The sequence below is a fragment of the Pseudomonas sp. JZ114 genome (assembly GCF_051027705.1).
GTDB lineage: Bacteria > Pseudomonadota > Gammaproteobacteria > Pseudomonadales > Pseudomonadaceae > Chryseomonas > Chryseomonas luteola.
This window is the reverse complement of the sequence record NZ_CP069256.1, coordinates 120,462-144,842: the sequence shown is the minus strand read 5'-3', so window position 1 is coordinate 144,842 and position 24,381 is coordinate 120,462. Positions and strand designations below refer to the sequence as shown.

Sequence of the window (24,381 nt, the reverse complement as noted above, 5' to 3'; positions counted from 1 at the left end):
AAACCCATTTATACAACTTTATTTTAAATTTTGGTTTTATGATAAAAGATAAAAATATTGTCTGGCAAAACAGTTTAGTCCTACCTCGCATTAGGTCTAACATTCTACGTCAAGAGCCTGTCACCATTTGGCTCACAGGCCTTAGCGGATCAGGAAAATCTACTATCGCCTTTGCTTTAGAAAAAGCCTTGTTGAATATAAATAAACTAGCCTTTGTATTAGATGGAGACAACCTTAGGCATGGGCTTTGTAAAGATCTAGGATTTAGTGAAGAAGATCGCTCTGAGAACATAAGACGCGTAGCAGAAGTATCCAACTTAATGAACAATGCAGGCCTAATAACTATAAGTGCCTTTATTTCACCTTTAGCTAAAGACAGATTACTAGCAAGAGAAATTATTGGGAAATCACGCTTTTATGAGGTATATGTAAATACTAGTTTAGATACGTGCGAAAAAAGAGACTGCAAAGGTCTTTATAAAAAAGCTAGAATGGGGCTTATCAAAGATTTTACAGGCATCGGCTCACCTTATGAACCACCTATAGCGCCTGACCTGTTGCTTAACACCGAGATACTGACTATTGATCAATGCGTTAATTTACTAATCGAACATATCAACTTAATATCTAAAGATTTTTGGCCTGCTCATCTCTAGCTTTAATAAATTTAAATTATCTGCAAGTTTTCTAAAGCATGGAGAAGTATATAGCATCTACCTACCAACTAAGCTAAAGCTCCTCTCTTTATAATAAATAATTTAAGCGTAATTAGAGAAGCACGAACCACTGACTTCAGAAGTAAAAAATAATTTACAAAGAATAGCGCTAAAGCAACCGCAGCCTTTAGCCAAGAAATTGAGCTAAAAAATTATAACTATAATGAACTATCCTAGCCTTTAGAGTTCACATATATACAAGCTATGTACGGCCTTAATGATGGCCTTTGTATCGTTCTCAACAGAGAGGTCTAGATATGGCTACTGCAAATGCCAAGCAAGAACTGAAATCCGTTGAAACCATTAATGCCCGCGCGTCCACTGGTCAGGACGCTACCCTGACTCAACAGGGTGAAATTGGTAAGGCGCTAAGTGTCCTGCTGTCGGATGTCTTCGCCCTGTACATCAAGACCAAGAATTACCACTGGCACATGCACGGCACCCACTTTCGCGACTATCACCTGTTGCTGGAAGAGCAGGCAACCCAGTTGTTCGCCATGACTGACCCCATGGCCGAGCGTGCACGCAAGATCGGTCAGCCTACCATTCGCTCTCTGGAGCAGATGGTGCAGCAAAAGCGTCTGGCCAGCAGCGAAGCTGAAGACCTGACCGCTGAGCAGATGCTGGAAGAGCTGCATGCCGATAACCAGGCGCTGGCTGCGTTCATGCGCACCACCCACACCCTGACCAGCGATGGTAACGACGTGGCGACCACCAGCCTGCTGGAAGAGTGGATCGACCAAGCTGAAGAGCGCGCCTGGTTCCTGGGCAAGACTGTCGGTAAGTAAGCATTATTGGCAGGCTTTGGCTCTCTTTTGTAGAGATGCCTGAACACTGCCGAATTCGATCAATCCGGAATCCTGCGGGGTTCCGGATTTTTTATGCCTGCTGTTTACATACAGCGTGGCAACTGTCATGAATCGTGCTGCTTCGGCACCTGCATAACATCTCCTGCACAACGGGTCGACCTGAGCGAAAATAACGGTTTGTTGTTTTCAGACACGGACGTGAATGTCGGCTGTTCAGTTCGCGTCTTTCCAGCCCTTATACAGATTGCACGTATGTACGATAACCAGCTCATCCTCGTTCCATCCATTTCCACCCTGCCAGGCCATGAAGCCAAGGCATTGAGCGCGCTGCGCTGGCTGATACGCAGGGGCATCGTGCAGGAACAGGTAACGACCTGCGGCCGCGGCTCGTGGGGCATGGCCTATGGCATTGCTCCAGGCGCCGAACGGGTGGTCAGATACCCTGAACGCCTGCCGTTCGGTCATCCTGTCAACGGACTGGAAATCATCACTCGCCGCTGCATCTTTACGCCGGACAAGGGATTCAAGGAAGAGGCGGGTTGCCCTGAGTGCCGCCGGGAGATCGGCGAGGCGCTGTTCGACAGCCTGGAAGACTGGATGCCCGGCCATACCGACAATTTCCGCTGCCCCGAATGTGGACACGAAGATGACATCAACGGGTTCCTGTTCCTGCAGCCCTGTGGCTTTTCTAATCTGGGCTTTATTTTCAACGGCTGGGCAAAAGCCGTCTTTCAGCCCACCTTTCTTGAAGAGTTTGCAGAACGGCTTGGCTATGGCATTACACAGGTAACGGTTGAACTCTGAACGAGGGCCCGGTAAAAGAAGGCGAGGAGTACAAAAATAATTAAACAGGCAGAGCGTTGATAAATAAGAGAATTGTGCCTACTGCCGCTGCTTGCCGGAAAATAAAGGTATACAACGGCTCAAAAGCGCGTATGGTGACGTCACTGCTCTGCAATTGTCACTTCGATACCCTGGCTTGATGTACTGCTTCACGTTTCATCTCCTTGGCTCGTTTTACTTTCGCATCTCAGTCTCGGCCTGAACGGTTCAGCGCCGCAGTCTTACTTTTACCTTGGAGATACATCATGTCTACTCGCCAAACGGGTACCGTCAAGTGGTTCAACGATGAGAAAGGTTTCGGCTTCATCACGCCTGAGAGCGGTCCTGACCTGTTCGTTCATTACCGTTCGATCGAAAGCGCCGGCTTCAAGAGCCTGAGCGAAGGTCAGCGCGTTTCTTTCGTGGCCGTCAAGGGCCAGAAAGGCATGCAGGCTGATCAGGTTCAAGTCGTCTAAGACGCCTGATCCAAAAAGCCCCGCCTAGCGGGGCTTTTTTATTGCCTGCGTTTTTTAAAGTCGGCTGTTCGCCGCTATCGCCTCAATGGCAAGCCCTTCGTCCTGTACTGCTGCTCTTTCAGAGTGGTGCCTGTTCGATCAAGCCCTGTCTTGACGCCAACATCATCCAACCTAATGGATCAGCATGTCCGGTTATCGAATCAAATATCAAACCGTCACCGTTGGTGATGTGGATTTTCACATCCAGTCCCTGAAAGACCATCAGCAATACTATGACCCCAATGGCGAAGCGGAGCTGCTGGGCATCTCGCCCGAAAGCTGGCCGCTGTTTGGTCAGGTCTGGCCTTCAAGCTATGTACTGGCTACGGCCATGCAGACCATTGATCTCAAGGGCAAACGTATCCTGGAGTTGGGTGCGGGTCTTGCCTTGGCCAGCCTTGTGGTGCATAGCCGGGGCGGCAACATGACGGTGAGTGACTACCACCCGTTGATCCCGACCTTTCTGAACGAGAATCTGCGGCTCAACAACCTGGGGCCGATCAAATACCAGGCGGCAGATTGGGGTAGAGCCGACCTGGACCTGGGCCAGTTCGATCTCATCATCGGCAGTGACCTGATCTACGAGCGCGACCAGCCTGCCATCCTGGCCGACTTCATTGACCGGCACTCGGCAGATGAAGTGGACATCATCATTGTCGACCCAGACCGCCGCCAGCGCTCCAGCTTCTGCCGTGAGATGGAGGAGCTGGAATACTCGTATCGGAGTACGCGAGCAGACTGCGTACTAAGTACCGGCGAAGCCTACAAAGGATCATTCCTGCATTTTCATCGGGACGAGGCCACACTGGGCCTCGCCGTCGGTTAAGTCTCTCTACAGCGGGCCGGGGTCCGGAATCGGGCCAGGAATCTTGGCTGGCTCTTCCAGGTTTTCGCGTGCTTCCTCAGGCAGGTCTTCCGGGCGGGTCTCGGGATCAAGCTCGCTTTCCAGCTCACTATCGGCTTCGTCAAGATCGTTCAAAGGCGCCTGATCAGCACAATAGAGGCCTATAACGGCCGGATCAGGCGTGAACGCTGAAGGACTTGGGTGCGTTAGCATCGGCATATCCTCATGGCTGGGCTCTTTTGTTTAGTCCAGCCACCCGAGAATAGGTTGCAACCGCTTACCGATGACGCATTTGTGCCGCTACGAGCAAGGAAACAAGACAGCCGCCAGCCAGATACGCCGCGACCAGATGCCAGGACCCGTTATTGGCACTGACCAGCGAGGCGGCAATGAACGGTGTAAAGCCGCCGCCAACCACGCTGGCAACCTGATAACCGACACCGGCCCCGCTGTAGCGATACTCGGTGCCAAAGGCTTCCGTGAACAGCGGCTGTTGCACGCTGACGATCATGTCATGGGCCATGTTGGCAAGCATGACGGCAAAGAACACAATCCAGCCAATCGAGCGCGCTTCCAGGGCCAGGAAGAAGGGCACAGCCGAGAGCACACCAATCGTGGCGCCGATCAGGTAGATACGGCGCAGCCCATAGCGGTCCGCCAGCCAGGCGAAGCAGGGAATGGTTACGCAGCTGATGGCACCCACCAGCAGGCCGATATTCAGGAACAGCTCGCGGGAAAGGCCCAGGTTGGCAGTCGAATAACTGAGCGCAAAGGTCGTCACGATGTACATGGTGAACAATTCGGCCATACGCAACGCGATGATCAGGAGGAACGCGCGTGGATGGCGACGTAGCGCTTCCACGATGGGTAGCTTGACGGCCTTGTGAGCCTGTCTGACCTCACGCACGAACTCGCGGGATTCTTCCATGCTGGAGCGCACCCATAAGGCAATCAGCACAAGCACGATGCTAAACAGGAACGGCAGGCGCCAGCCCCAGCTGTGAAAGGCTTCGTCGCTCAAAAAACGATCAAGTAGCGATACGCTGCCCGTGGCCAGGATCAACCCTACGCCAAAGCCTACCTGCACGCCGCTGCTGTAGAAGGCACGCCGGAGCGGCGGTGCACTCTCCACGGCCATCAGGGCCGCGCCGCCCCACTCGCCGCCTACGGCAAACCCCTGGATTGCACGCAAAATAACCAACAGCACAGGTGCCCACCAGCCAATGCTCGCATAAGTCGGTAACAGGCCAATCAGGGCGGTCGAAATGCCCATGAGCATGACCGTCAGCACCAGCATGCGTTTGCGGCCAAGTTTGTCGCCGTAGTGACCGAATATAAAACCACCCAGGGGACGGAACAGAAAGCCCACGCCAAACGTGGCAAAAGCAGCCAATGTCCCCATGGCCGGGCTTACGTTGGGAAAGAATTCCTTGTTGAAAATCAGCGCCGCCACGATGCCGTAGAGCAGAAAGTCGTACCAGTCCACAACCGCCCCGACAAAACTGCCAAGGGCGGCCTTGCGGGCCTGTGAATCGGAGCGCCCCGGGGGCGATGCGTCGGTTGCATGGGTTATTGCGGTCATGGCTTGGGTACTGATAACAGGAGGCGAGCCGTCAGAAGTGGCTCAAAAATCCGCCCGTCGGCACATTCATACTGCAGGTACAGGAAGGAAAGCAGACGGGAAGGTGTGAAACAGGCGCAGGGGTGGCCGATTACTCGTACGTCATACAGGACGGAGCAAACAGGCAAGGCGCAGAGAGATACATGGGGACGTCCTTATAGTTTTAATGGGCTATACGAAGAGAAGGCTTCGCACCGGAGGACGGGATAGTGTGTTGCGAGGGGTTATGAGGTCAACTGTGGGGTCACGTACAGCTCATGAAGAACGTGACCGTTAGTCGATTGACACCCGTGGCAGGACGCCAAAGGGGCAGCAAATCATTCGTCCATTAACTTCTTGCGATCTTCCACCGGCAGGCTGCGAGTCTCGGGATCGAGATCCTCCAGCTCCCCATCGGCTTCGTCCAGGTCATTAAGAGGAGCCTGATCCGCGCACCAGAGCTCATTGGCCGCAAGCAGGGTGCTGTAGTTGGCCAGGCGGCAGGTGTGTGCAGGAATACCGGTAATCATCTTGAGTCCCTCCCAGGAAATACCGATGAATGCTGTTTTAGCTTAGTCCGGTAATCGCAGCGGGAGGTTGCAACCGATCATCGGTTGGTGTGGCGAGGGATGTCTTGTTGGAAAAGCGGATGGCTATCCGACTTTCATACACAGGATGGTTGAACGCAGCGGCTCTCATCACAGGAGCCTGATCTCGAAGATCAGGCTCCTGATAACGGACAGCTTAGAAGCGGTCGCGAATGACCACTTCGTCGTAGGGCAGCTTGCCAGTGCGCGCATGCGCCGGCTCGGCGGCCTTACCGACGGAAATCATCAGGCTGACAACATGGTCGTCCGGCAGATTGATCAGCTGGCCAACGGCCTCGAAATCAAAGCCGACCATAGGGCAGCTGTCATAGCCCATGCCCTTAGCAGCGAGCATCAGCGTCTGGGCCACCAGGCCGGTGCTGCGCATGGCTTCGTCACGCTGGGTCTGTGGCTTGTCACGATAGTACGCGTCGATAGCGGGCACCATGAAGTCCTGCACGGCCTGGGGAGCTTCGCTCCAGATACGGGCGGCATTCTTCTCCCAGCTGGCAACATCGGCACACACGATGACGAGCAACGAGGAATCGGTGATCTGGGCCTGATCCCAACCTACCGCACGAATCTGCTGACGCAGCGCCGGATCTGTCACTGCCACCAGACGCACATGCTGCAGGTTGAACGACGTCGGCGCCAGCAGGGCATGACTCAGCAGTTGGCGTTGCTCGTCATCGGTCATCCGGTGAGAAGCATCGTAATGACGGATGGCGCGACGTGCATTGATGGTTTCAAGGATATTCATACTGCGTTCCTTTAAATAAAAGTCAGGCCAGCACAAGCGTTTGGAGCCGCAACGGCCGTTTGGAAATCGTGGCGCAGAACGTAAAGGATAGCCGCGCATTTATCCAATCAAGCGTACTGATTCATTCCATCGATATCGCCAATACCGCTTCGCTAGCTGTTTTTGCTGAAACGATTGCGCAAAAAGGTGATCGAATCCCGTTTGATGACAATTTGTTTCTGAACCCTGTGGCGTCAGAGCAGTCTTTTAGCGGTTCGCCTGCTCTGGCAGGCGCGTCTGGATACAATAAAAGCAGGCAGCATTACATGGAATCTCCCACGCTCACCCTCTCGGCCCCTGCCGCTCCGGCGCGTAAAGGCCTCGTCCTTCTCATCGCAATCATTGCCGCCCTGGGTGGCCTTCTCTTCGGTTACGACACTGGCATTATTGGCGTCGCCCTGCTCGGCCTTGGCCGTGAGTTTGCGCTGAATGACACCCTCAAACAGCTCGTCACGGGCGCCATCATCTTTGGTGCGCTGTTTGGCTGCCTGGGCACCGGCCCGATCTCCGATCGACTCGGCCGACGCCGAACCATCATCCTGGTGGGCATAGTATTCGCGCTCGGGTCGATTCTATCGGCCGTCTCGCCCAACGTGACGCTGCTGATCCTGTCGCGCTTTCTGCTTGGCCTGAGTGCCGGCAGCTCGACGCAGATCATTCCGGTCTACATTGCCGAAGTGGCCCCGCCACAGCATCGCGGAAAGCTGGTGGTACTGTTCCAGTTCATGGTGGTCAGCGGCATTACCGTCGCCTACTTCACCGGCTTTGCGCTGGACGAGCACTGGCGCTGGATGTTTGCGCTGGGCGTGGTTCCGGCCGTGATCCTGCTCGCCGGTATGTCGGTACTGCCTGAAAGTCCACGCTGGCTCCTGTCCCGTGGACGCGAGCAGGACGCACTGGCGGTCCTGGAGCGCGTCCGTGGTGATGAGGCGGCTGCCCGCCGGGAGCTGACCGAAATCAAGACCGTGAGCGATGCACCGGAAGGCACCTGGCGGGACCTGCTCCAGCCCTGGGTTCGCCCTGCGTTGCTCGTGGGTGCCTGCATCTCTATGTTCTCGCAGATCACCGGCAACAACGCCCTTGTCTATTACGCACCGACTATTCTGACTCAGGCGGGCTTTTCCGATCAGACGGCGGTTCTGGCCACTGGCTGCAGCACCATCCTGGTGGTGATCATGACCGTGATCGGCAGCCTCCTGGTGGACCGCATCGGCCGCCGTCGCTACCTGCTGATCCTGATCCCCGGCTCGATCATTGCGCTGGCCATCATGGGCTACCTGTTCCAGGGTGCAGGCCCCACCACTGACGTGCAGCGCTGGCTGGTCGTGGGTTGTCTGGCGGCCTACCTGATGTTCAACTGCGGCGGCTTCGGTGTGTGCATCTGGCTGATCAACTCGGAAGTCTACCCACTGTTCGTGCGCGGCAAGGGCGCCAGTGTTGGGGCCTTCAGCCACTGGTTCTTCGATCTGGTCGTCACGCTGACTACGCTGAGCCTAGTAACGTGGCTGGGCGCTGCCCATACGTTCTGGGTTTATGCCGGAATCTCGTTGCTGGCTCTGGTCTTCATCTGGCGCTTCGTGCCTGAAACCCGTGGCAAGAGCCTGGAGAAGATCGAACACGAGTTGCGCGAGCACCGCTTCTACCCTTACCAGCAGCGCCACGACCACTGACGCTGCATGGCATGGCCCAACCGCATGAGGTTGGGCCATTTCTCCTTACGCCCTGCCAGTCTCGCGCTGACGGGACTGCACGATCCACATGATTACCATCGCCAGAAGCGGCACCAGCGTCACCACGGCGGCAAAGAATTCCCCTGTCTGCCGTAGCCCGAATGCCTCCGCCGATACCCCTACGCCAATCACCGGCACCGACATCGCCACGTAATAGGTCACAAAGAGCGTTGAGGTTACAGCTGCCTTGTGCTCCCGCGGGCTGGCACCTGTCACGGCGTTCATACCGGCTCGAAATACGATGCCCTGGCCCGCTCCTGCGATTACCGTTCCCAAGAGCAGAAACCCGACCTGTGCAGTGGCAATGCTGACACCAATAGTGGCCGTGCCCAGTGATAGGGCAATGCAGCCAATCGTCATGTGTAAGTGTGCGGGCAGCTTTTTCAGCAATGCCTGCCCGATGATGGATGAGACAAACAGCAGGCAGATAACCGCGCCAATGGTAACGCCATGGGTATGCCCCATGACTTGGCCCATAATGGCCGGCACGACGGCCGTAAACAGCCCCGCCACGCTAAAACCCGCCATCCCCGAGAGGGCAGCCGGGATAAACAGGGCTCGCACCTCCCGCGGCAGATGAGGCTTCTGTATTCGTAACCTCGGCTTAGCCGGGCGCTGGACCGTCTCGTGTGCCAACAGCACACCCACTGCTGCAACAACCAATAAGATCAGGTACAGGCTGAACACCAGATGCGTTGGATAGGGCAGATACATCGATAGGATGCCTGCCACCAGAGGGCCCAACCCCAGCCCGAGCATGTTGGAAGCCGTAGCCACCAGGGTCGAGACATTGCGCCACGGCTCAGGCGCCAGCTCCAACACCGCCACGGTGGCCGTACCGGTATAAATCCCGGCGGAAAAACCGGAGAACAACCGTGCCAGCATTAATCCGCTAATGCTGTGGCTGAAAAGAAACATCACCGTACTGATGGCCGACAACGCGATACCGGCCAACAGCATCGGCCGCCGTCCCAGCTGATCGGACCAGCTTCCAGCCACCAGCAGCGCCGCAATCACACCGGCCGCATAGATCGAAAAGATCAGCGTCACCCATGTTTCACCAAAGCCCATCTCCCGTTGATAAAACACATACAGCGGCGTGGGCAGTGTGGTACCCATCATCGTGATCAGAAAGGCACAGGCCACCCAAATAAAGGCGCGACGGGGATGTGAAGCACTCGCAGGCATGCTTGCTCCTAGGCGTATTGATCATTATTTGAACAGCCCGACCGGAAATGATCAGGAAAGCGGTAGACCGAACGCGATGGCGAAGCGTTCGGTATGAAGGACAGCCCGGAGAGGGTTTAGTCTGGCGGAATGCCTAGCTCGACGGGTGTCTTTTGAGAATGAAATGATAGGTATGGCTCTGCTCAAACCATCCTACGAAGCGTTTTGTGACGAGGCCGGTGAGTGGCACATACAGAGAATAGGCGAAGCGATACCCCTCTCGCATATGCCAACCTGACTAGCCACATCAGCCCTCAACCGCGCCCTATTCCTCTGCTCTGAAATACCGTTCGATAGTGGCCATGTCCGCCCCGGTTGCGAGGGCCAGCGACAGGAGAATGCGTGACTTCTGAGGATTGGAAAAGCCGCTGCCAATGCCCTCTTCCTTCCTGCTGACGAATCCAGAGCTGGTACGGGTAGAGCGGATCACGGGAATGCCCTGCTCCATGAGCCGTTTGACCGTCTCCTTGGTGCGCGTGGGGATGGAGCCGTTACCCGTACCGGCGATCACAATGCCTTTTGCACCATCCTTGATCGCTGCATCGATTAGTGCACTGTCTTGGTCTTGGTAGCTGTAGAGAATTACGACCTTGGGCAGGCTTTCCTGCTTGGAGACATCGAAATGCCTCTTGCCGGTCGGTGTGGCAGGAGAATAGTAGAACCGGGGCGTAACGCCGACAAAACCGCCCAGGTAGCCCTGCTCGGCCGCGCGGAAGGTGTCGGGCGTGGTGGAGTTGGTCTTAGTGGTATAGAAGGCCGAGCCGATGCGGTCGTTCAGAACGACCAGGGTGCCACGGCCGTTGGCCTTGTCATTGGCTGCCAGACTGACCGCCTCGAGCAGGTTCATGGGCCCGTCGGCCCCTACAGCTGTAGCAGGGCGCATCGCTCCCACTACTACCACAGGCTTTTCGCTTTTGACGGTCAGGTCGAGGAAGAAAGCCGTTTCTTCCAGCGTATCGGTACCATGGGTTACGACCACGCCATGTACTGCCGGGTCTTCCAGTTTTTGGCTGATCGTTTTTGACAGCTTCAACAGTGTCTTCTGGTCCATGTCCTGGCTGGGCATGTTAGCGAGTTGCTCGCCTGTCACCGTAGCCACCTGATTCAGCTCCGGCACAGCCTTGATCAGGGTTTCGATACCCAGCTTACCGGCGTCGTAGTCAGTGGTATCGGTGCTGGATGCCGAGCTGCCAGCAATGGTGCCGCCAGTGGCGTAGATGACGACGCCGGGCTTGGCGTCTGCGGCAAACAGGGAGGCTGTAGAGAGCGCAAGGGCAACGCTCAGGAACGCAGGGGTAAAACGAACAGGCATGCAATGTCCTTACTGTGAACCGGGAAAACGTGGTTGTGACCACGTATTTCCTTACGCAAGGACTGTGCCCTGCTGATCAAGCGATGGGGATCGCCCTGCTCTACCCATCTTGCCAAGGGAGAGTACATTGATAGATCGGGGCGCTGTATTCGCTACACGCCCCGGTCTATTGGCAGCGCCGAAACGGCGGTCCTACTTGTCTTTGTTCTTGCGTCCGGGCAGCACTGAATTAAGTACCTGCTTGGCCGTTTCCTTGATGATGCCGCCTTCATTCGGGTCGCCATGCAGAAGCGATGAGGCAAAGCTCTTGGCCTGCTCGATAGTGAAATGCGGTGGCAGCGGTGGTACATCCGGATCGGTCTTGAAGGTGATAACGACTGGACGCTCGGAGGCGAGTGCCTCTTCCCAGGCGGAAGCTACCCGGTCGGCGCTGTCGACATAGATACCCTTGAGACCGATGGACTCGGCGAACTGGTGATAGGGCACATCCGGAATGTTCTGCGAGGCTTCGAACTTGGGATCGCCGTTCATGACCCGCTGCTCCCAGGTCACCTGGTTCAGGTCTTCGTTATTGAAGACGGCGCAGATCCATTTGCCGTTGCCCCACTCGCGCCAGTATTTCGCTACCGTGATCAGCTCGGCCATGTTGTTCATCTGCATCGCACCGTCACCCACCAGGGCCACCACCGGGCGGTCTGGGTGGGCAAACTTGGCGGCGATGGCGTATGGCACTGCCGCGCCCATGGAGGCAAGGCCACCGGACAACGAGCACATCATGCCGCGGCGCATCTGGACGTCACGGGCAAACCAGTTGGCGCAGGAGCCCGAGTCACTCGTCACGATGGCGCGATCCGGCAGGCGCGGCGACAGCTCGTAGGCCACCCGCTGTGGATTGATCGGTTTGGCATCCGTGAGTGCACGGGCCTTGAGCGTCTCGTCCGAGTCCTTGCGCCAGTTTTCGATGGACGAGCGCCAGGCGCGATCTGTCTTCTCGCGCAGCAGCGGCAACAGGGCGCGCAGGGTCTCGGCCGAGTCACCTTCAAGGTTCACCTCCATGGGATAGCGCAGGCTGAGCATGTCGGCCTTCAAATCGATTTGCACGCCGCGAGCCTTGCCCTCTTCAGGGAGGAACTCAGAATAAGGAAAGCCGGAACCGATCATTAGAAGCGTGTCGCATTCGCTCATCAGCTTGTAGCTCGCCTCGGTGCCAAGCAGGCCGATGGAGCCGGTCACCCAAGGCAGCGCATCGGGAAGCGCGGCTTTGCCCAGCAGTGCCTTGGCGACGCCGGCACCCAGCTTTTCGGCTACCGAAATCACTTCATCCGTTGCGCCCAGCGCGCCGGCGCCCACCAGAATGGCAACCTTCTCGCCCGCATTGAGGACGTCGGCGGCGCGTTGCAGATCCGCCTCGTAGGGTACGACCTTGGGCTTGCTGTAGCCCACACCGGAGTGGATGGTGCCGTGCTTGTGGGGCGGATCGGAGTACTCAAGCTCCTGAATGTCATTGGGCAGGATGATGGCCGTGACACGCCGCTCACCTACCGCCGTACGAATCGCACGATCCACCAGATGACGAACCTGAGACGGCGCCGAAGCCTGTTGTACGAACGCACCCGCTACGTCCTTGAACATGGAGACCAGATCCAGCTCCTGCTGGTAATGGCCGCCCAAGGCAGTGCGGGCCTGCTGTCCGCAGATGGCCAGCACCGGTACGTGGTCCATGCGGGCATCGTAAAGGCCGGTCAGCAAATGCGAGGCGCCAGGGCCTGAGGTAGAGATGCAGACACCCAGTTCACCGGTGAATTTCGCATCGGCTGCCGCCATGAAGGCGGCCATTTCCTCATGGCGGGCCTGGATGAACTTGATCTTCTCGTTCGAACGGTTCAGTGCGCCAAAGACACCATTGATCCCGTCACCCGGGTAGCCATAGATGCGGCGTACGCCCCACTGGTACAAGCGTTCGACTATGAAATCACCGACGGTCATCGCCATGAGAACCTCCCTAGATCGGCTGTAAGCGGAATGGGTGCTTACTGACCTAGACAGGCTCACTCGGCGAGAAGGTCCTCAATATCTGAAAATAGATGGCCGACTCGTCCGTGAGCCTTTGCGTCTGCGGGAGACTTATGCCTCCCGCACAGGCATTTAGAAGGGCTTCAGGCGACGCAGCTTGGCCAGCGCCATCAGTCCGGCACCCGCAGCCACAAGGGCCACCATGCTGACGATATCCGAATCCACCGAAACGGCCTTGTTGCTGGCCTTTTGGTTGAAGCGCCCGTGGGTGCGGTGCAACCCTTCGACCGGCTCGAACAGGTAATCCGCCCGCTCGGGGTTTTCCGGCTCGTTGGTCATCTGCCCGCTGTAGGCCTGTTTAGCCATGACCGTATCCAGAAGCCCTGGCGCCACCATATTGCCCAGGATGGCCTGGATCGTAGTCTTGCCCAGCCAGATCTCGCGGGGCGCACGCATGGCGGCATCAAAGATGGCCCGTGCTGCGACTTCCGGCTGATAGATGGGAGGCAATGGCTGGCCGCGCTTGCCCAACTTGTTGCGGGCCCAGTCGAATTGCGGCGTGTTGAGGGCTGGCAGGTGAACCATGGTAAGCCGGACACGACTCTTGTCATGGATCAGCTCACTGCGCAGGGAATCAGTAAATCCACGAATGGCCGCCTTGGCACCGCAATAGGCCGATTGCAAAGGGATCGACCGGTACGCCACCGCCGAGCCAACCTGCACGATAGTGCCACGGTCCCGCACCTTCATGCGCTTGAGGGCAGCCATGGTGCCGTACGTGCAGCCCAGGTAGGTCACATCTGTCACGCGGCGGTATTCCTCCGGCGTCATCGAGCCAAAAGCCCCAAGAACTGTGGTCATGGCCGCATTGACCCAGACGTTGATCGGTCCGAGTTCTGTTTCCACACGCTCCGCGGCCTGCTCGACCTGGGCGGCATCAGCCACATCAGCCTTGCAGCCCAACGCCTTGGCACCCAAGGCCTCCAGCTCGGCAACCGTCTCGGTCAGCCCCTGCTCGCCCCGGGCGATGACTGCGACCTTGTAACCCGCTTGAGCAAAATAGTGAGCGGTTGCGCGACCGATACCGGCCGTGCCGCCCGTGATGACGACTACAGGTGATTCATGCGCCATGTTGATGCCCCGACATTGTTGGAGGTGTCTTCAACGGACTGCCCTGTCAGGAAGCCAGTTCACTCCGCTGCGATGACGCCCATCGGGTTTACGGCTCTGAACCGGGCAGACGGGATGCCAGTCTTATGGTCAGGCGTATCGCTTTACAGGAGGCGCAACACCATGATCGAGGTACTCGATGCCCATCAGTGGCGGGCTTATCAAGGTGAAGACTTCCCGCTTGGCAGCTGGAAAGACGACAACGGAATCCTGCGTGCCGATCCTGCTGCCGCGCGAGTCGATCTGATCTCACGGCAATCGTATCGAAACTTTTCCCTGACGTTTGAATTCAGCCTGGCGGCGGGTGGAAATGCCGGGGTGCTGTACCGGGTTGCCGAATCCTGGCCCGAATCCTGGCAGGGCGGCCCAGAGATGCAGCTCCTGGACAATGCCAGCCACCCGGACGGGCAGAATCCGCTCACCACCCATGGCGCGCTTTATCAGCTATTGGCACCTACCGAGCCCACTCCGATTCAGCCCGGCGAATTCATGAGCGGCCAACTCATCGTTCGCGAAAACCACGTTGAACACTGGCTCGCTGGACGATGTGTATTACGCTACGACCTGTACGATACTGCCCTGCGTGAGGCCATCAGCCAGAGTAAGTTCAAACACAATCCTGATTTTGGTCTCACAGAGGGACATATCATCCTTCAGCACCATGGCGATGAAGTGTGTTTTCGTTGCCTGCAAGTCGAAGCCTTGCTCTGATCACTGCTGTAGACGCCATGCCTTAAGCAGTACGCCGTCCTTGCCTGTGACCGGATCGGCCTCTGGCATGGGCACGTGAGCAATACGAGTAACCGAGGCATCATGAGTGGCGGCATTGGCACGCTGGATATCATAGTCCTCCTGCCCGCGCGGATAGGCCCCAACGACCACGAAGTCATCGCTTTCCTCGATGCGGCAGTGCCCGGTTCCGGCGGGCAACACCAGCACATCCCCTGCCTCCACCGTCAGCTCCTGGCCGGACTCGCCTCCCAGAATGATCCGCGCGTGTCCGGATGCCACACCTAGCACCTCGTGAGCAGTCGAGTGGTAATGGTGATAGTCGAAGATGCCTGCCCGCCATTGCGGTGGCCAGCCGTTCGCAGCGAACAGCTTTTCGAAGGCCGCGGCGTTGTCCTTACCCTCAAGCGGTACGGCACGATAGACCAGCACCGGGAATGGGCTGTTGGGAATACGTCCATCATCCTTGAAGAACAACCGATCCGGCTCGCCCGCCTGGGCGGGCATACTCAGCGCCGACACCGCGGGCGCAAGACTCAAGGCAAACAGCACCGCATTGTAGGTAGAGCGTGTGGAACCCATAGCTATTCCCCCGATAGGTATAACAGATTCGAAGGGCTATCCGGGTGGGAAGTTTCACAGGCCGTGCAGCCAGTTCCTCAGCAGCTCGGTAGTCCGCTCCGGCCATTCTAGGGGCGGTAAATGACCGCACTCGGGCAGTATCTCCAGGCATGAGCCCGGGATGCTGGCGTGCATCTTCTGCGCCTCATCGACGGGAGTGAGCTTGTCGTTTTCACCCACGATAATCAGCGTCGGCACAGTAATGCTCGCCAGGGTCGGAATCGAATCCGGACGATCGATAATGGCCTGCTGCTGGCGTAGAAACGCATCGCGCCCTACCCGCTTGCCCATGGCGATCACCTCATCGGCAACCGGCGTACCGATCCGGCTTGGATGGATCAGATTTGGCAACAACTGAGGGCTGATTCCCAAGAAGCGTCCACGCTCGGCCAGGGCCTTCATGCCGACCCGCTGGCGGGTACGCTCAGGGGCATCGAGGCTGGCCATGGTGTCGACAAGCGCCAGCCGCATGACCCGCTCCGGCGCCTGTCGCATGATCTCGAACGCCACGTATCCCCCCATGGACAACCCCGCCAGCGCAAACCGGGCCGGTGCCTCGGCCAGTACCCGTCTCGCCATGCCTTGAATGCTTCCGTCACGGGTCAGGTCGGCAATGTGCGTATCGGCCACGTCGGCCAGCGCTTCGGCTTGCAAACGCCACAAGGCGGCATCGCACAGAAGTCCGGGAAGAAACACCAGCGGGACGTGGGCCTCAGGTCTGGAGGATGCAGCAGAAGTGATCATCAGAGGGTTATTCAGCAGCAAAAGCTGCGTTCTATACGGCCTTCGTTAGCGATGCAAGTACTGACCCCTTATGGCGGCGCAAAACAGGATGGATCACACCTGCATCAAGCTGCCCTGCACCACAGAGTGATGCCCATAGGCTGCCGGACCGCGTAAGCCGTTGATTCAGGCACACCCTATCGACTCTCACCCCGCTGGAGGGGCGTGACTAGCCTGGCAACGAGCCCTCAAGCCTCATGACAGGGCAGCCGTGGCACAGTTGCGTCTGTTATGGGCAGACGCAGTGATCTCATCACGGGCACGTCATCATTTGACGTTGAAGCCGGCCTGGGCCAGCCAGGCTCTTACTTCCGCATAGGGATAAGCCTCCAGCGCAGCAAAACCAGGCAAGCTTCTGGCTTTGAGTCGAGTGAAGGCGGGTGTGTTGAGGCCACATAGAAACCGTGTCATGGACTCAACACTGGGTACTTCTCCCCGGGAGGCCATATAGTGCTCCCGAAAGGCGCCACATAGCGTTTCAGGGTTTTGCCTATCCAAAGGCGGTAAGGCGGCCGGGGCTGGAAGGACTGCCACCGTGCCGCGGCAGACGGAACAATGCCCGCATTGCTCAGGCGCCTGCGTATCACCAAACCACTCAGCCAGACGGTGGCTCAGGCAACGGTCACTGGCGAATAGATCAAGCATGGCGTGGGTTCGTGCAACCTCGGCCTGCTCTTTTTCCTGGAAGTACCGATGCAACGTAGCGCCTAGTGTCTCGACGTCGATTGCAGCCTGTAAGCGACGATACACCTCGGTCATCTGCTTACTTTCCAGTTCAATCCAGCCTTGCTCGTGAAGCCACTCCAGCGCAGTGATTACCCGGCTACGTTCAGCGCGATACTCACGGTGCAACTGATCAAAATTGACCGTGCACCAGGTACGCGCCCGAACAGAGGTTTCGACAATAGCCTCAACAAATTGCCGACGCTCACCTTCAAATCGTTCAATCAAGGCTTCAGGTTCACGAAGGTATTTGAAACGATAATCAGCGAAATAACTGTATTGCGGCGCAATCAGGCCCTGAAGCTCCAGTTGCACGAGCAAAGTCTTGAGCGGCAACAGGCGAATGTCACTTTGATCGGACAGGCTGTTGAACTGCAGCACCCATTCGCCTTTCGGCGCCGCCTGCAAGTCCTCAAGAACGCTGCGGATACCACTCAGCTCCGGTGTGTCACCATAAACAAAATTTTCCAGCACATTCAAGGCATCGCGGTTAGCCAGTACCAGGCACTCGGAGCGCTCACCATCACGTCCGGCGCGACCGATTTCCTGGCTATAGCTCTCGATTGATTTGGGCAGGTCGTAGTGCACTACGTAACGGATATCGCGCTTGTCGATTCCCATGCCAAAAGCAATGGTGGCCACAATGCAGGTCAGTGTGCCGGCCATGAACTGCTGCTGAATGCTGTCGCGCCGTTCATGAGGCAGACCAGCGTGGTAAGCCCCGGCACGAATCCCGGCACGTACCAACTCATCCGCCAGCTGCTCGGCTGTTTTCTGCTGCGTGACATAAACAATGCTGGATTGACTGGTCCGTGGCGCAATCCAATCCAGCAAATAACGTCGTTTGTCCTCCCCGCTGACAGGTTCGACCTGCAGGTCCAGATTGGAGCGATAGAAGCCGGTCGTCACCACATCGTCATGAGCGATTCCAAAGCGGGCCTGCATGTCTGCAATAACCCGAGGCGTTGCCGTCGCAGTTAGCAGCAAGACCTGAGGGATCCTGAAATCACGTTGATAATCAGGGAGCTTAAGGTAGTCAGGACGAAAATTATGGCCCCATTCGGATAGGCAATGGGCTTCGTCGATTACCAACAGAGAGATAGGTACTTGGGCGATAAACTGGCGAAAGCGTTCATTCTTAAGCCGCTCTACCGAGATCATCAGAATCTTCAATTCACCGGAGCGGGCTCTGGCCATAGTGGCTTGGATATCTTCACGGCGCTGTGCCGAATCGATACTGGCAGCAGCGATCCCGCGGGCCTTCAGAAACGCAAGCTGGTCCTGCATCAGGGCCAGCAGAGGCGAAATGACCAGAGTGAGGTGTGGCAGAAGCAAGGCGGGCAATTGATAGCACAGCGACTTACCCGAGCCGGTTGGAAAGATAGCAGCAGCCGAACGGCTAGCCATGACGGTACGAACTACCTGACCCTGACCAGGGCGAAAAGAGGTATAGCCGAACACATCGGCCAGAGTTTGCTCGATCACAGCGTTTCCAGAAAATTGGTGTAATCGCTAAAGAGTGAGCAAGCCGGTGCTGTCATGCAAGAAGTCTTTAGGCCATCGAAGCGGTACGCGCCTTTTCGATAAAGTGGTTGTATCACGCTGGCGTTCAACATGGGCGGTGTGCTGTAAACAATCCATGCACAGAGTCAATTCAGAGGTGATCTGCAGGCGTAATAACGCCAAAAAACGATGAGATGAAACAAAATTACTGCTGTTTTTTATTAGTGGTATGTCGATACGTCTTAATATCCGGCAAAATTGTCTTTTCCCCTTAAACGATTTCGATCAGCAGCGCCTCTTACCAAGGCGTTGACAGTATTTTTTTACCGTCTCTGATCGCCTTTGAAGGACACCTGTGTGGACACCCTTAAAAGCAAGATCCAGGCTGAAGGCCAAGTTCTTTCCGACCAAGTACTGAAAGTCGATGCCTTTCTAAACCATCAGATCGATCCGAGCCTGATGGGTGAAATTGGCGACGAGTTTGCCCGCCGGTTCGCCGATGCAGGCGTGACCAAGATCGTTACGATCGAGGCCTCTGGCATCGCGCCCGCCATCATGACTGGTCTGAAGATGGGTGTGCCGGTGATTTTCGCTCGCAAGCATCAGTCCCTGACGCTTACCGACAACCTGCTGACCTCCACGGTCTACTCGTTCACCAAGCGTGTCGAGAGCACCATCGCGATCTCCATGACGCATCTGTCCAGCGACGACCACGTCCTGATCATTGATGACTTCCTGGCCAACGGTAAGGCGGCCCAGGCACTGATCTCCATCATCCAGCAGGCTGGCGCCAGCATCGCCGGACTGGGCATCGTGATCGAGAAGTCCTTCCAGGTCGGCCGTCAGGAGCTTGAGAAACAAGGGTATCGTGTCGAGTCCCTGGCTCGAGTGAAATCGCTGGAAGGCGGACAGGTCACGTTCGTCGAGTAATCCTGGCCTCGATAGCGACGCGCGAAGCCGTTAGCACGAAAACAGCCGTCTTTTGCCATAAACGGTTGCGATCCTTCACGATTGATCGACAGTCGGTTCCCGGAAACAAGGAACCTCGCTGAATGCCTGACCTTCTACTGATGTGAATGCCCGACACAGCCAGCGGTTGTGCTCGGTTTCTTTTCCTCACAGAAAGGAGGACACATGAACGTCAGGCTTAAACCGCTCAACGAGCAAGTGATCGTTATTACCGGTGCCTCCAGTGGTATCGGTCTTGCGACGGCCCGAATGGCTGCGCAGCAGGGTGCCCGTCTGGTTCTGACGGCACGCAATGAAGAAGCGCTGCAGGAGATCGAGCGCAGCCTTGGAGGCGGCGATACGGTAGTGACGGTTGTTGCCGATGTTGGCCAGCGTGACGAGCTGCAGAAGGTGGCCGATAAGGCACTGGAGCGCTTTGGTGGCTTCGATACGTGGATCAATAACGCGGCGACCTCCGTCTGGGGCACGGTTGAGGAGGTCAGCGACGAGGACTGCCGCCAACTGTTCGAGACCAATTTCTGGGGTACCGTATATGGCTCAAAAATCGCGGCGGCCCACCTGCGTGAGCGTGGCGGTTCGATCATTAACATCGGTAGCCTCGAGTCCGCCGCACCGCTTCCCTACCACTCCATGTACAGCGCCAGCAAACACGCTATCAAGGCGATGACGGATGTATTGCGGGTCGAACTGCGCAAGGAGAAGGCACCTGTATCGGTGACGCTGATCCGCCCAGCCTCCATCGACACGCTGTTCAACGACCACGCCAAGAACTACCTGTCCAGTGCGCCTGTGCTTCCCCCACCCATCTATACCCCGGAAACCGTCGCCAGAGCCATCCTGAAGGCAGCCGTCCACCCGCAACGCGATGTGTTTGTCGGCAGCCCCGCCAAGACCATGACCAAGATCGCTCAAAACTTCCCGCAGCTGTATGACCTCATCAGCGAGAAGCTCCTGGCTAATGTCATTCCCAGCGGACGCTCCGACAATAACCGTGAGGGCGAGATGTATTCGGCCGATTACACCCCAGGCAATTACGGTCAGGCCAGCGGCCGCAATCCCGGCCCCAAGATGCAGCACAGCCTGTACACCCAGGCCTCCCAGCATCCGATTGCCAGCACAGCCCTGGCTGTGCTGGGCGGTCTCGTCATTGGTGCGCTGGTAAAAGGACGCCGACACTGAGGCTGCCTACCCTGCCTGCCGCTTAACACCGCGAAGGCAGGGCTTTCACCCCGCGATAAAAGCGACGGATCGCCGTATGTGATCGATCAATCGGCGAGCAAGCGCTCGTCAGGCCCGGTATGATCCGCGCCCCGCTTCTCCTGCTGATTGATCCATGAAAAAACCGCAACTGGTCGCCGCGGCCGAACTCGACCGTCTTGATACCTGGGCCAAATACTACAAAGGGCTGTGCCGTGATTGCATGGCTACCTGCTGCACGCTTCCCGTAGAGGTCCGCATCAAGGACCTGATACGGATTGGTGTAGTGGATGAGTTCGAAGCGGGCGAGCCGCCCAAGAACGTCGCCAAGCGCCTCATGAAGGAAGGCATTGTCGAACGCTTCAACCAGAAAAGCGGCATCTTTACCCTGACCCGCCTGGCCAATAACGACTGCCTCTATCTGGATCGCAAGAGCCGCCTGTGCACCATCTACGACAAGCGCCCCGATACGTGCCGCAACCACCCGCAGATTGGGCCGCGTCCAGGCTACTGCGCCTACAAGCCCAAGGGCTAAGGCTTCAGCACACCATTTTTCGATATCAAAAAGCAAAAAACCCAGCGGTTAGGCTGGGTTTTTTGTGTGCCGTGATTCCGCCGAAGCGGTCACGAAAGACAGGATCAATTACTTGATCTTGGCTTCCTTGTACATCACGTGCTTACGCACAACCGGATCGAACTTTTTGATTTCGATCTTTTCGGGCTTGGTGCGCTTGTTCTTGTCGGTGGTGTAGAAGTGACCGGTACCGGCACTGGACACCAAACGGATCAATTCACGCATGATGAAGCTCCTTAGAATTTTTCGCCGCGAGTGCGCAGCTCGGACAGTACGGTATCAATACCGCGCTTGTCGATGATACGCATGCCCTTGGCAGAAACGCGCAGACGCACGAAACGCTTCTCGGACTCAACCCAGAAACGATGGTAGTGCAGATTCGGCAGGAAACGACGACGGGTTTTGTTGTTAGCGTGGGAAACATTGTTCCCAGTAACCGGACCCTTACCGGTCACTTGACAGACTCTAGACATGCCTCAGCCCTCATAAACCACATGCCAAACCCGGCATGGGTTGGCCGCTTGAATCGTTTGAAAATTCCGTTTAGTCGGGGCGGTGTCGGCTTTTCTGCAACACTCACAGAGCCATGCCCCGAAAAAAGAGCGCTGTTTTATACCAGAAGAGCCTTGATGTATCAAGGACATAACCTATTGGGCCGACCAGGTGAGACCCGCATGGATACTGCGCTGCAGAGGGGCTTCCCAAAACAATTCGACCATTCGTCGTGAAATTGAATTGAGATGAACGGTGCAGTGGTCTAGCGTAGACCCTTGGCACCATGAGCTCCATGGACGACCACCTACCTCTTCAGAAGGAGCACCCCATGCGCTTTGCCGCTTTGCCACTGCTGTTCGCGCCGCTGCTGGCCCAGGCCGCCACATTGAGCGTCTGTACCGAAGCAAGCCCTGACGGCTTTGATGTGGTGCAGTATAACTCGCTGACCACGACGAATGCTTCAGCAGATGTGTTAATGAACCGACTGGTGGAGTTCGATCCGACGCGTGGAGAGCTGGTCCCGAGCCTTGCCGAGCGGTGGCAGGTCTCCCAGGACGGTCTAACCTATGATTTCACGCTGCGCCCGGATGTGAAATTTCACCAGACCGACTACTTCAAGCCCAGTCGGGACCTCAATGCAGACGATGTGGTGTTCAGCTTCGAGCGCATGCTCGACCCCAAGCATCCCTGGCATGGGGTCGCCAAGGGTGGCTATCCTCATGCGCAATCCATGCAGTGGCCTGACCTGATCAAGTCAGTGGAAAAGGTTGGCGACCATCAGGTGCGTATCGTCCTGAACCGTCCGGATGCGACATTCCTGCCCACGTTGAGTATGGGGTTCGCCTCGATCTATTCCGCCGAGTACGCCGATCAGCTGCTCAAGGCAGGCAAGCCCGAACAGCTCAACAGCGAGCCCATCGGCACCGGCCCGTTTGTGTTTAACCGCTTTCAAAAAGATGCAGCCATCCGTTACGAGGCCAATGCCAATTATTTTGGCGGCAAGCCCAAGGTCGATAACCTGATCTATGCCATCACGCCCGATGCCGCTGTGCGCATGCAGCGTCTCAAGCGTGGCGAGTGCCAGGTTGCACTTTCCCCCAAACCACAGGATGTCACCGATGCTCAGAAGGATTCGACCCTGAAGGTTGTCCAGACGCCAGCATTCATGACTGCCTTCGTAGGAATCAATACCCAGCATGCTCCCCTTGATAATCCCAAGGTCCGGCAGGCCATCAACCTGGCGTTCGACAAGAAAAACTATGTGAAGGCTGTATTTGAAAACAGCGCAACCCCGGCTGACGGTATCTACCCCCCCACTACCTGGGGCTATGCCAAGGACATCACGCCGTATGCCTACGATCCGGAAAAAGCCAAGGCGCTACTGGCCGATGCAGGGCAGAAAGAGGGTTTCAGTACCACCATCTGGACGCGCCCCAGCGGCAGCCTGTTGAACCCCAATCCCAGCCTGGGCGCCCAGATGCTGCAGGCGGACCTGGCCAAGATTGGCGTCAAAGCAGACATCCGCGTGATTGAATGGGGTGAGCTGATCCGCCGCGCCAAGAATGGCGAGCACGACCTCCTGTTCATGGGTTGGGCAGGCGATAACGGCGACCCGGATAACTACCTGACACCGCAGTTCTCCTGTGCTTCGGTCAAATCCGGCCTTAACTTCGCCCGTTATTGCGATCAGACGCTCGACACGGCCATACGCGAGGGCAAGGCAGTATCCAATCAGGCGGAACGCACCAAGCGTTATCACACGGCTCAGCAGATCATTCACGATCAGGCCCTATGGCTACCGCTGGCTCATCCCACCGTCTCGGTTCTGACCCGTCAGGGTGTTGAGGGTTATCAGGCCAACCCCTTCGGTCGCCAGGACTTCTCCAAGGCCAGCGTCAGACGATGAGGCGAGGGCGGCAGGCTTGCGTCATGCAATAGCCTGTCGCCTCAATACTTTTACAGCCAACCATATTCAGCCATGGACAACGGCTCGCCTTCGCCCACGATGAAGTGATCGAGCACCCGCACATCGATCAGCGAAAGCGCTTCCTTGAGCCGCTGGGTGAGAATGCGATCCGACTGGCTGGGTTCCGCGATGCCGGAAGGGTGGTTATGGGTGAGGATCAGGGCTGCCGCGTTATGGGCCAGGGCGCGCTTGACGACTTGTCGTGGGTAGACGCTAGCGCCATCGATGGTGCCGTGAAACAGCGCTTCGAACGCCAGAACACGGTGTTTGGCGTCCAGGAACAGGCAGCCGAAGATCTCATGGGGCTCATGACGCAGGCGGGCCTTCAGGTAGTCCTTGACGGCTTGCGGACTCTCCAGCGCGGAATCACGCCGCAGACGCTCTGCCAAGTGGCGGCGGCCCATTTCCAGAACGGCCTGCAGCTGGGTGAACTTGGCCGGCCCCAGTCCCAAATGCGCGCTGAACGAGGGCAGATCAGCCTCCAGAAGCGCCCGCAGGCTGCCGAATTCCTGCAACAGGTGGCGCGCCAGGTCTACCGCGCTCTTTCCGGTCACACCGGTACGCAGAAAGATAGCCAGCAGCTCGGCATCGGTCAGGGCAGCCGCGCCCTGCTCCAGCAACTTCTCACGGGGCCGCTCGTTGGCGGGCCAGTCGCGAATACTCATCGAACGCTCCTT

Annotated in this window: 25 protein-coding genes; 11 read left to right on the top strand and 14 right to left on the bottom strand. The window is 57.1% G+C overall.

Annotated features, from left to right (window positions below; translation table 11 throughout):
• Positions 1 to 38 precede the first annotated feature (38 nt).
• The 5 genes from cysC (at position 39) to JQR90_RS00695 (ending at position 3,688) form a co-directional block, all read left to right on the top strand.
• Positions 39 to 656, top strand: coding sequence for an adenylyl-sulfate kinase (gene cysC / locus JQR90_RS00715; RefSeq protein ID WP_286787360.1), 618 nt, complete (start codon positions 39 to 41; stop codon positions 654 to 656).
• Between the two features lie 317 nt (positions 657 to 973).
• A complete protein-coding gene (locus tag JQR90_RS00710; protein WP_010796480.1) occupies positions 974 to 1,504 on the top strand; it encodes a Dps family protein in 531 nt (176 codons plus the stop codon).
• A gap of 273 nt (positions 1,505 to 1,777) precedes the next feature.
• The gene (locus JQR90_RS00705) at positions 1,778 to 2,329 is read left to right on the top strand and encodes a sugar ABC transporter ATPase (protein ID WP_434140282.1); all 552 of its coding nucleotides are present in this window, start codon (positions 1,778 to 1,780) and stop codon (positions 2,327 to 2,329) included.
• Between the two features lie 284 nt (positions 2,330 to 2,613).
• Positions 2,614 to 2,823 carry a cold-shock protein gene (locus JQR90_RS00700; protein WP_010796478.1) on the top strand — a complete coding sequence of 70 codons (210 nt, stop codon included), beginning with the start codon at positions 2,614 to 2,616 and terminating at the stop codon, positions 2,821 to 2,823.
• Positions 2,824 to 3,007: 184 nt separating this feature from the next.
• Entirely contained in the window at positions 3,008 to 3,688 is a 681-nt protein-coding gene (locus JQR90_RS00695; protein ID WP_434140281.1) for a class I SAM-dependent methyltransferase, read from the top strand.
• 6 nt (positions 3,689 to 3,694) lie between these two features.
• On the opposite strand, the gene JQR90_RS00690 is transcribed toward JQR90_RS00695, so the two are convergent.
• The 4 genes from JQR90_RS00690 to JQR90_RS00675 form a co-directional block, all read right to left on the bottom strand.
• Entirely contained in the window at positions 3,695 to 3,919 is a 225-nt protein-coding gene (locus tag JQR90_RS00690; RefSeq protein ID WP_010796476.1) for a hypothetical protein, read from the bottom strand.
• Positions 3,920 to 3,983: 64 nt separating this feature from the next.
• Positions 3,984 to 5,288, bottom strand: a complete 1,305-nt coding sequence (gene shiA / locus JQR90_RS00685) for a shikimate transporter (RefSeq protein ID WP_434140280.1) — start codon at positions 5,286 to 5,288, stop codon at positions 3,984 to 3,986.
• Positions 5,289 to 5,644: 356 nt separating this feature from the next.
• Positions 5,645 to 5,836 carry a hypothetical protein gene (locus JQR90_RS00680; protein WP_010796474.1) on the bottom strand — a complete coding sequence of 64 codons (192 nt, stop codon included), beginning with the start codon at positions 5,834 to 5,836 and terminating at the stop codon, positions 5,645 to 5,647.
• A 214-nt stretch (positions 5,837 to 6,050) separates the two neighbouring features.
• A complete protein-coding gene (locus JQR90_RS00675) occupies positions 6,051 to 6,653 on the bottom strand; it encodes a nitroreductase family protein (protein WP_434140279.1) in 603 nt (200 codons plus the stop codon).
• 305 nt (positions 6,654 to 6,958) lie between these two features.
• Here JQR90_RS00675 and JQR90_RS00670 point away from each other — a divergent pair, with 305 nt between their 5' ends.
• Positions 6,959 to 8,362, top strand: coding sequence for a sugar porter family MFS transporter (locus JQR90_RS00670; RefSeq protein ID WP_122044686.1), 1,404 nt, complete (start codon positions 6,959 to 6,961; stop codon positions 8,360 to 8,362).
• Positions 8,363 to 8,407: 45 nt separating this feature from the next.
• On the opposite strand, the gene JQR90_RS00665 is transcribed toward JQR90_RS00670, so the two are convergent.
• The 4 genes from JQR90_RS00665 to JQR90_RS00650 all read right to left on the bottom strand — a co-directional run bounded on the left by JQR90_RS00665 (position 8,408) and on the right by JQR90_RS00650 (position 14,105).
• Complete coding sequence (locus tag JQR90_RS00665) at positions 8,408 to 9,610, bottom strand: MFS transporter (protein ID WP_434140278.1); 1,203 nt, start codon at positions 9,608 to 9,610, stop codon at positions 8,408 to 8,410.
• Positions 9,611 to 9,914: 304 nt separating this feature from the next.
• A complete protein-coding gene (locus JQR90_RS00660) occupies positions 9,915 to 10,961 on the bottom strand; it encodes an asparaginase (RefSeq protein ID WP_434140277.1) in 1,047 nt (348 codons plus the stop codon).
• A gap of 192 nt (positions 10,962 to 11,153) precedes the next feature.
• Positions 11,154 to 12,953 carry a thiamine pyrophosphate-requiring protein gene (locus JQR90_RS00655; RefSeq protein WP_150348318.1) on the bottom strand — a complete coding sequence of 600 codons (1,800 nt, stop codon included), beginning with the start codon at positions 12,951 to 12,953 and terminating at the stop codon, positions 11,154 to 11,156.
• Between the two features lie 153 nt (positions 12,954 to 13,106).
• Entirely contained in the window at positions 13,107 to 14,105 is a 999-nt protein-coding gene (locus JQR90_RS00650) for an SDR family oxidoreductase (protein WP_010796467.1), read from the bottom strand.
• A 162-nt stretch (positions 14,106 to 14,267) separates the two neighbouring features.
• On the opposite strand from JQR90_RS00650, the gene JQR90_RS00645 reads away from it, so the two are divergent.
• Positions 14,268 to 14,855 (top strand): 3-keto-disaccharide hydrolase, encoded by a 588-nt coding sequence (locus tag JQR90_RS00645; protein WP_125888090.1) that lies wholly within the window; start codon positions 14,268 to 14,270, stop codon positions 14,853 to 14,855.
• On the opposite strand, the gene JQR90_RS00640 is transcribed toward JQR90_RS00645, so the two are convergent.
• The 3 genes from JQR90_RS00640 to JQR90_RS00630 form a co-directional block, all read right to left on the bottom strand.
• A complete protein-coding gene (locus tag JQR90_RS00640; protein ID WP_150348688.1) occupies positions 14,856 to 15,380 on the bottom strand; it encodes a cupin domain-containing protein in 525 nt (174 codons plus the stop codon).
• A 129-nt stretch (positions 15,381 to 15,509) separates the two neighbouring features.
• Positions 15,510 to 16,238, bottom strand: coding sequence for an alpha/beta fold hydrolase (locus tag JQR90_RS00635; RefSeq protein WP_434140276.1), 729 nt, complete (start codon positions 16,236 to 16,238; stop codon positions 15,510 to 15,512).
• A 306-nt stretch (positions 16,239 to 16,544) separates the two neighbouring features.
• Entirely contained in the window at positions 16,545 to 18,482 is a 1,938-nt protein-coding gene (locus tag JQR90_RS00630; protein WP_037030638.1) for a RecQ family ATP-dependent DNA helicase, read from the bottom strand.
• A 378-nt stretch (positions 18,483 to 18,860) separates the two neighbouring features.
• Here JQR90_RS00630 and xpt point away from each other — a divergent pair, with 378 nt between their 5' ends.
• The 3 genes from xpt (at position 18,861) to JQR90_RS00615 (ending at position 21,204) form a co-directional block, all read left to right on the top strand.
• Entirely contained in the window at positions 18,861 to 19,433 is a 573-nt protein-coding gene (gene xpt / locus JQR90_RS00625) for a xanthine phosphoribosyltransferase (protein WP_010796462.1), read from the top strand.
• Positions 19,434 to 19,637: 204 nt separating this feature from the next.
• On the top strand, positions 19,638 to 20,651 hold the full coding sequence (locus JQR90_RS00620) for an SDR family oxidoreductase (protein WP_010796461.1): 1,014 nt from the start codon (positions 19,638 to 19,640) through the stop codon (positions 20,649 to 20,651).
• Between the two features lie 154 nt (positions 20,652 to 20,805).
• The gene (locus JQR90_RS00615; RefSeq protein ID WP_010796460.1) at positions 20,806 to 21,204 is read left to right on the top strand and encodes a YkgJ family cysteine cluster protein; all 399 of its coding nucleotides are present in this window, start codon (positions 20,806 to 20,808) and stop codon (positions 21,202 to 21,204) included.
• Positions 21,205 to 21,312: 108 nt separating this feature from the next.
• Here JQR90_RS00615 and rpmG read toward each other — a convergent pair whose 3' ends face one another.
• Together rpmG and rpmB are read right to left on the bottom strand one after the other, a co-directional pair.
• On the bottom strand, positions 21,313 to 21,468 hold the full coding sequence (gene rpmG / locus JQR90_RS00610; RefSeq protein ID WP_010796459.1) for a 50S ribosomal protein L33: 156 nt from the start codon (positions 21,466 to 21,468) through the stop codon (positions 21,313 to 21,315).
• A gap of 11 nt (positions 21,469 to 21,479) precedes the next feature.
• Positions 21,480 to 21,716, bottom strand: coding sequence for a 50S ribosomal protein L28 (rpmB, locus tag JQR90_RS00605; protein WP_010796458.1), 237 nt, complete (start codon positions 21,714 to 21,716; stop codon positions 21,480 to 21,482).
• A gap of 350 nt (positions 21,717 to 22,066) precedes the next feature.
• On the opposite strand from rpmB, the gene JQR90_RS00600 reads away from it, so the two are divergent.
• The gene (locus tag JQR90_RS00600; RefSeq protein ID WP_010796457.1) at positions 22,067 to 23,644 is read left to right on the top strand and encodes an ABC transporter substrate-binding protein; all 1,578 of its coding nucleotides are present in this window, start codon (positions 22,067 to 22,069) and stop codon (positions 23,642 to 23,644) included.
• 50 nt (positions 23,645 to 23,694) lie between these two features.
• Here JQR90_RS00600 and radC read toward each other — a convergent pair whose 3' ends face one another.
• On the bottom strand, positions 23,695 to 24,369 hold the full coding sequence (radC, locus tag JQR90_RS00595; RefSeq protein ID WP_010796456.1) for a RadC family protein: 675 nt from the start codon (positions 24,367 to 24,369) through the stop codon (positions 23,695 to 23,697).
• Positions 24,370 to 24,381 lie beyond the last annotated feature (12 nt).

Excerpts from the sequence above, each read along its gene's own strand:
- cysC (WP_286787360.1), top strand. The coding sequence starts at position 39 with ATGATAAAAGATAAAAATATTGTCTGGCAAAACAGTTTAGTCCTACCT.
- JQR90_RS00710 (WP_010796480.1), top strand. The coding sequence starts at position 974 with ATGGCTACTGCAAATGCCAAGCAAGAACTGAAATCCGTTGAAACCATT.
- JQR90_RS00705 (WP_434140282.1), top strand. The coding sequence starts at position 1,778 with ATGTACGATAACCAGCTCATCCTCGTTCCATCCATTTCCACCCTGCCA.
- JQR90_RS00700 (WP_010796478.1), top strand. The coding sequence starts at position 2,614 with ATGTCTACTCGCCAAACGGGTACCGTCAAGTGGTTCAACGATGAGAAA.
- JQR90_RS00695 (WP_434140281.1), top strand. The coding sequence starts at position 3,008 with ATGTCCGGTTATCGAATCAAATATCAAACCGTCACCGTTGGTGATGTG.
- JQR90_RS00690 (WP_010796476.1), bottom strand. The coding sequence starts at position 3,919 with ATGCTAACGCACCCAAGTCCTTCAGCGTTCACGCCTGATCCGGCCGTT.
- shiA (WP_434140280.1), bottom strand. The coding sequence starts at position 5,288 with ATGACCGCAATAACCCATGCAACCGACGCATCGCCCCCGGGGCGCTCC.
- JQR90_RS00680 (WP_010796474.1), bottom strand. The coding sequence starts at position 5,836 with ATGATTACCGGTATTCCTGCACACACCTGCCGCCTGGCCAACTACAGC.
- JQR90_RS00675 (WP_434140279.1), bottom strand. The coding sequence starts at position 6,653 with ATGAATATCCTTGAAACCATCAATGCACGTCGCGCCATCCGTCATTAC.
- JQR90_RS00670 (WP_122044686.1), top strand. The coding sequence starts at position 6,959 with ATGGAATCTCCCACGCTCACCCTCTCGGCCCCTGCCGCTCCGGCGCGT.
- JQR90_RS00665 (WP_434140278.1), bottom strand. The coding sequence starts at position 9,610 with ATGCCTGCGAGTGCTTCACATCCCCGTCGCGCCTTTATTTGGGTGGCC.
- JQR90_RS00660 (WP_434140277.1), bottom strand. The coding sequence starts at position 10,961 with ATGCCTGTTCGTTTTACCCCTGCGTTCCTGAGCGTTGCCCTTGCGCTC.
- JQR90_RS00655 (WP_150348318.1), bottom strand. The coding sequence starts at position 12,953 with ATGGCGATGACCGTCGGTGATTTCATAGTCGAACGCTTGTACCAGTGG.
- JQR90_RS00650 (WP_010796467.1), bottom strand. The coding sequence starts at position 14,105 with ATGGCGCATGAATCACCTGTAGTCGTCATCACGGGCGGCACGGCCGGT.
- JQR90_RS00645 (WP_125888090.1), top strand. The coding sequence starts at position 14,268 with ATGATCGAGGTACTCGATGCCCATCAGTGGCGGGCTTATCAAGGTGAA.
- JQR90_RS00640 (WP_150348688.1), bottom strand. The coding sequence starts at position 15,380 with ATGCCCGCCCAGGCGGGCGAGCCGGATCGGTTGTTCTTCAAGGATGAT.
- JQR90_RS00635 (WP_434140276.1), bottom strand. The coding sequence starts at position 16,238 with ATGATCACTTCTGCTGCATCCTCCAGACCTGAGGCCCACGTCCCGCTG.
- JQR90_RS00620 (WP_010796461.1), top strand. The coding sequence starts at position 19,638 with ATGAACGTCAGGCTTAAACCGCTCAACGAGCAAGTGATCGTTATTACC.
- JQR90_RS00615 (WP_010796460.1), top strand. The coding sequence starts at position 20,806 with ATGAAAAAACCGCAACTGGTCGCCGCGGCCGAACTCGACCGTCTTGAT.
- rpmG (WP_010796459.1), bottom strand. The coding sequence starts at position 21,468 with ATGCGTGAATTGATCCGTTTGGTGTCCAGTGCCGGTACCGGTCACTTC.
- rpmB (WP_010796458.1), bottom strand. The coding sequence starts at position 21,716 with ATGTCTAGAGTCTGTCAAGTGACCGGTAAGGGTCCGGTTACTGGGAAC.
- JQR90_RS00600 (WP_010796457.1), top strand. The coding sequence starts at position 22,067 with ATGCGCTTTGCCGCTTTGCCACTGCTGTTCGCGCCGCTGCTGGCCCAG.
- radC (WP_010796456.1), bottom strand. The coding sequence starts at position 24,369 with ATGAGTATTCGCGACTGGCCCGCCAACGAGCGGCCCCGTGAGAAGTTG.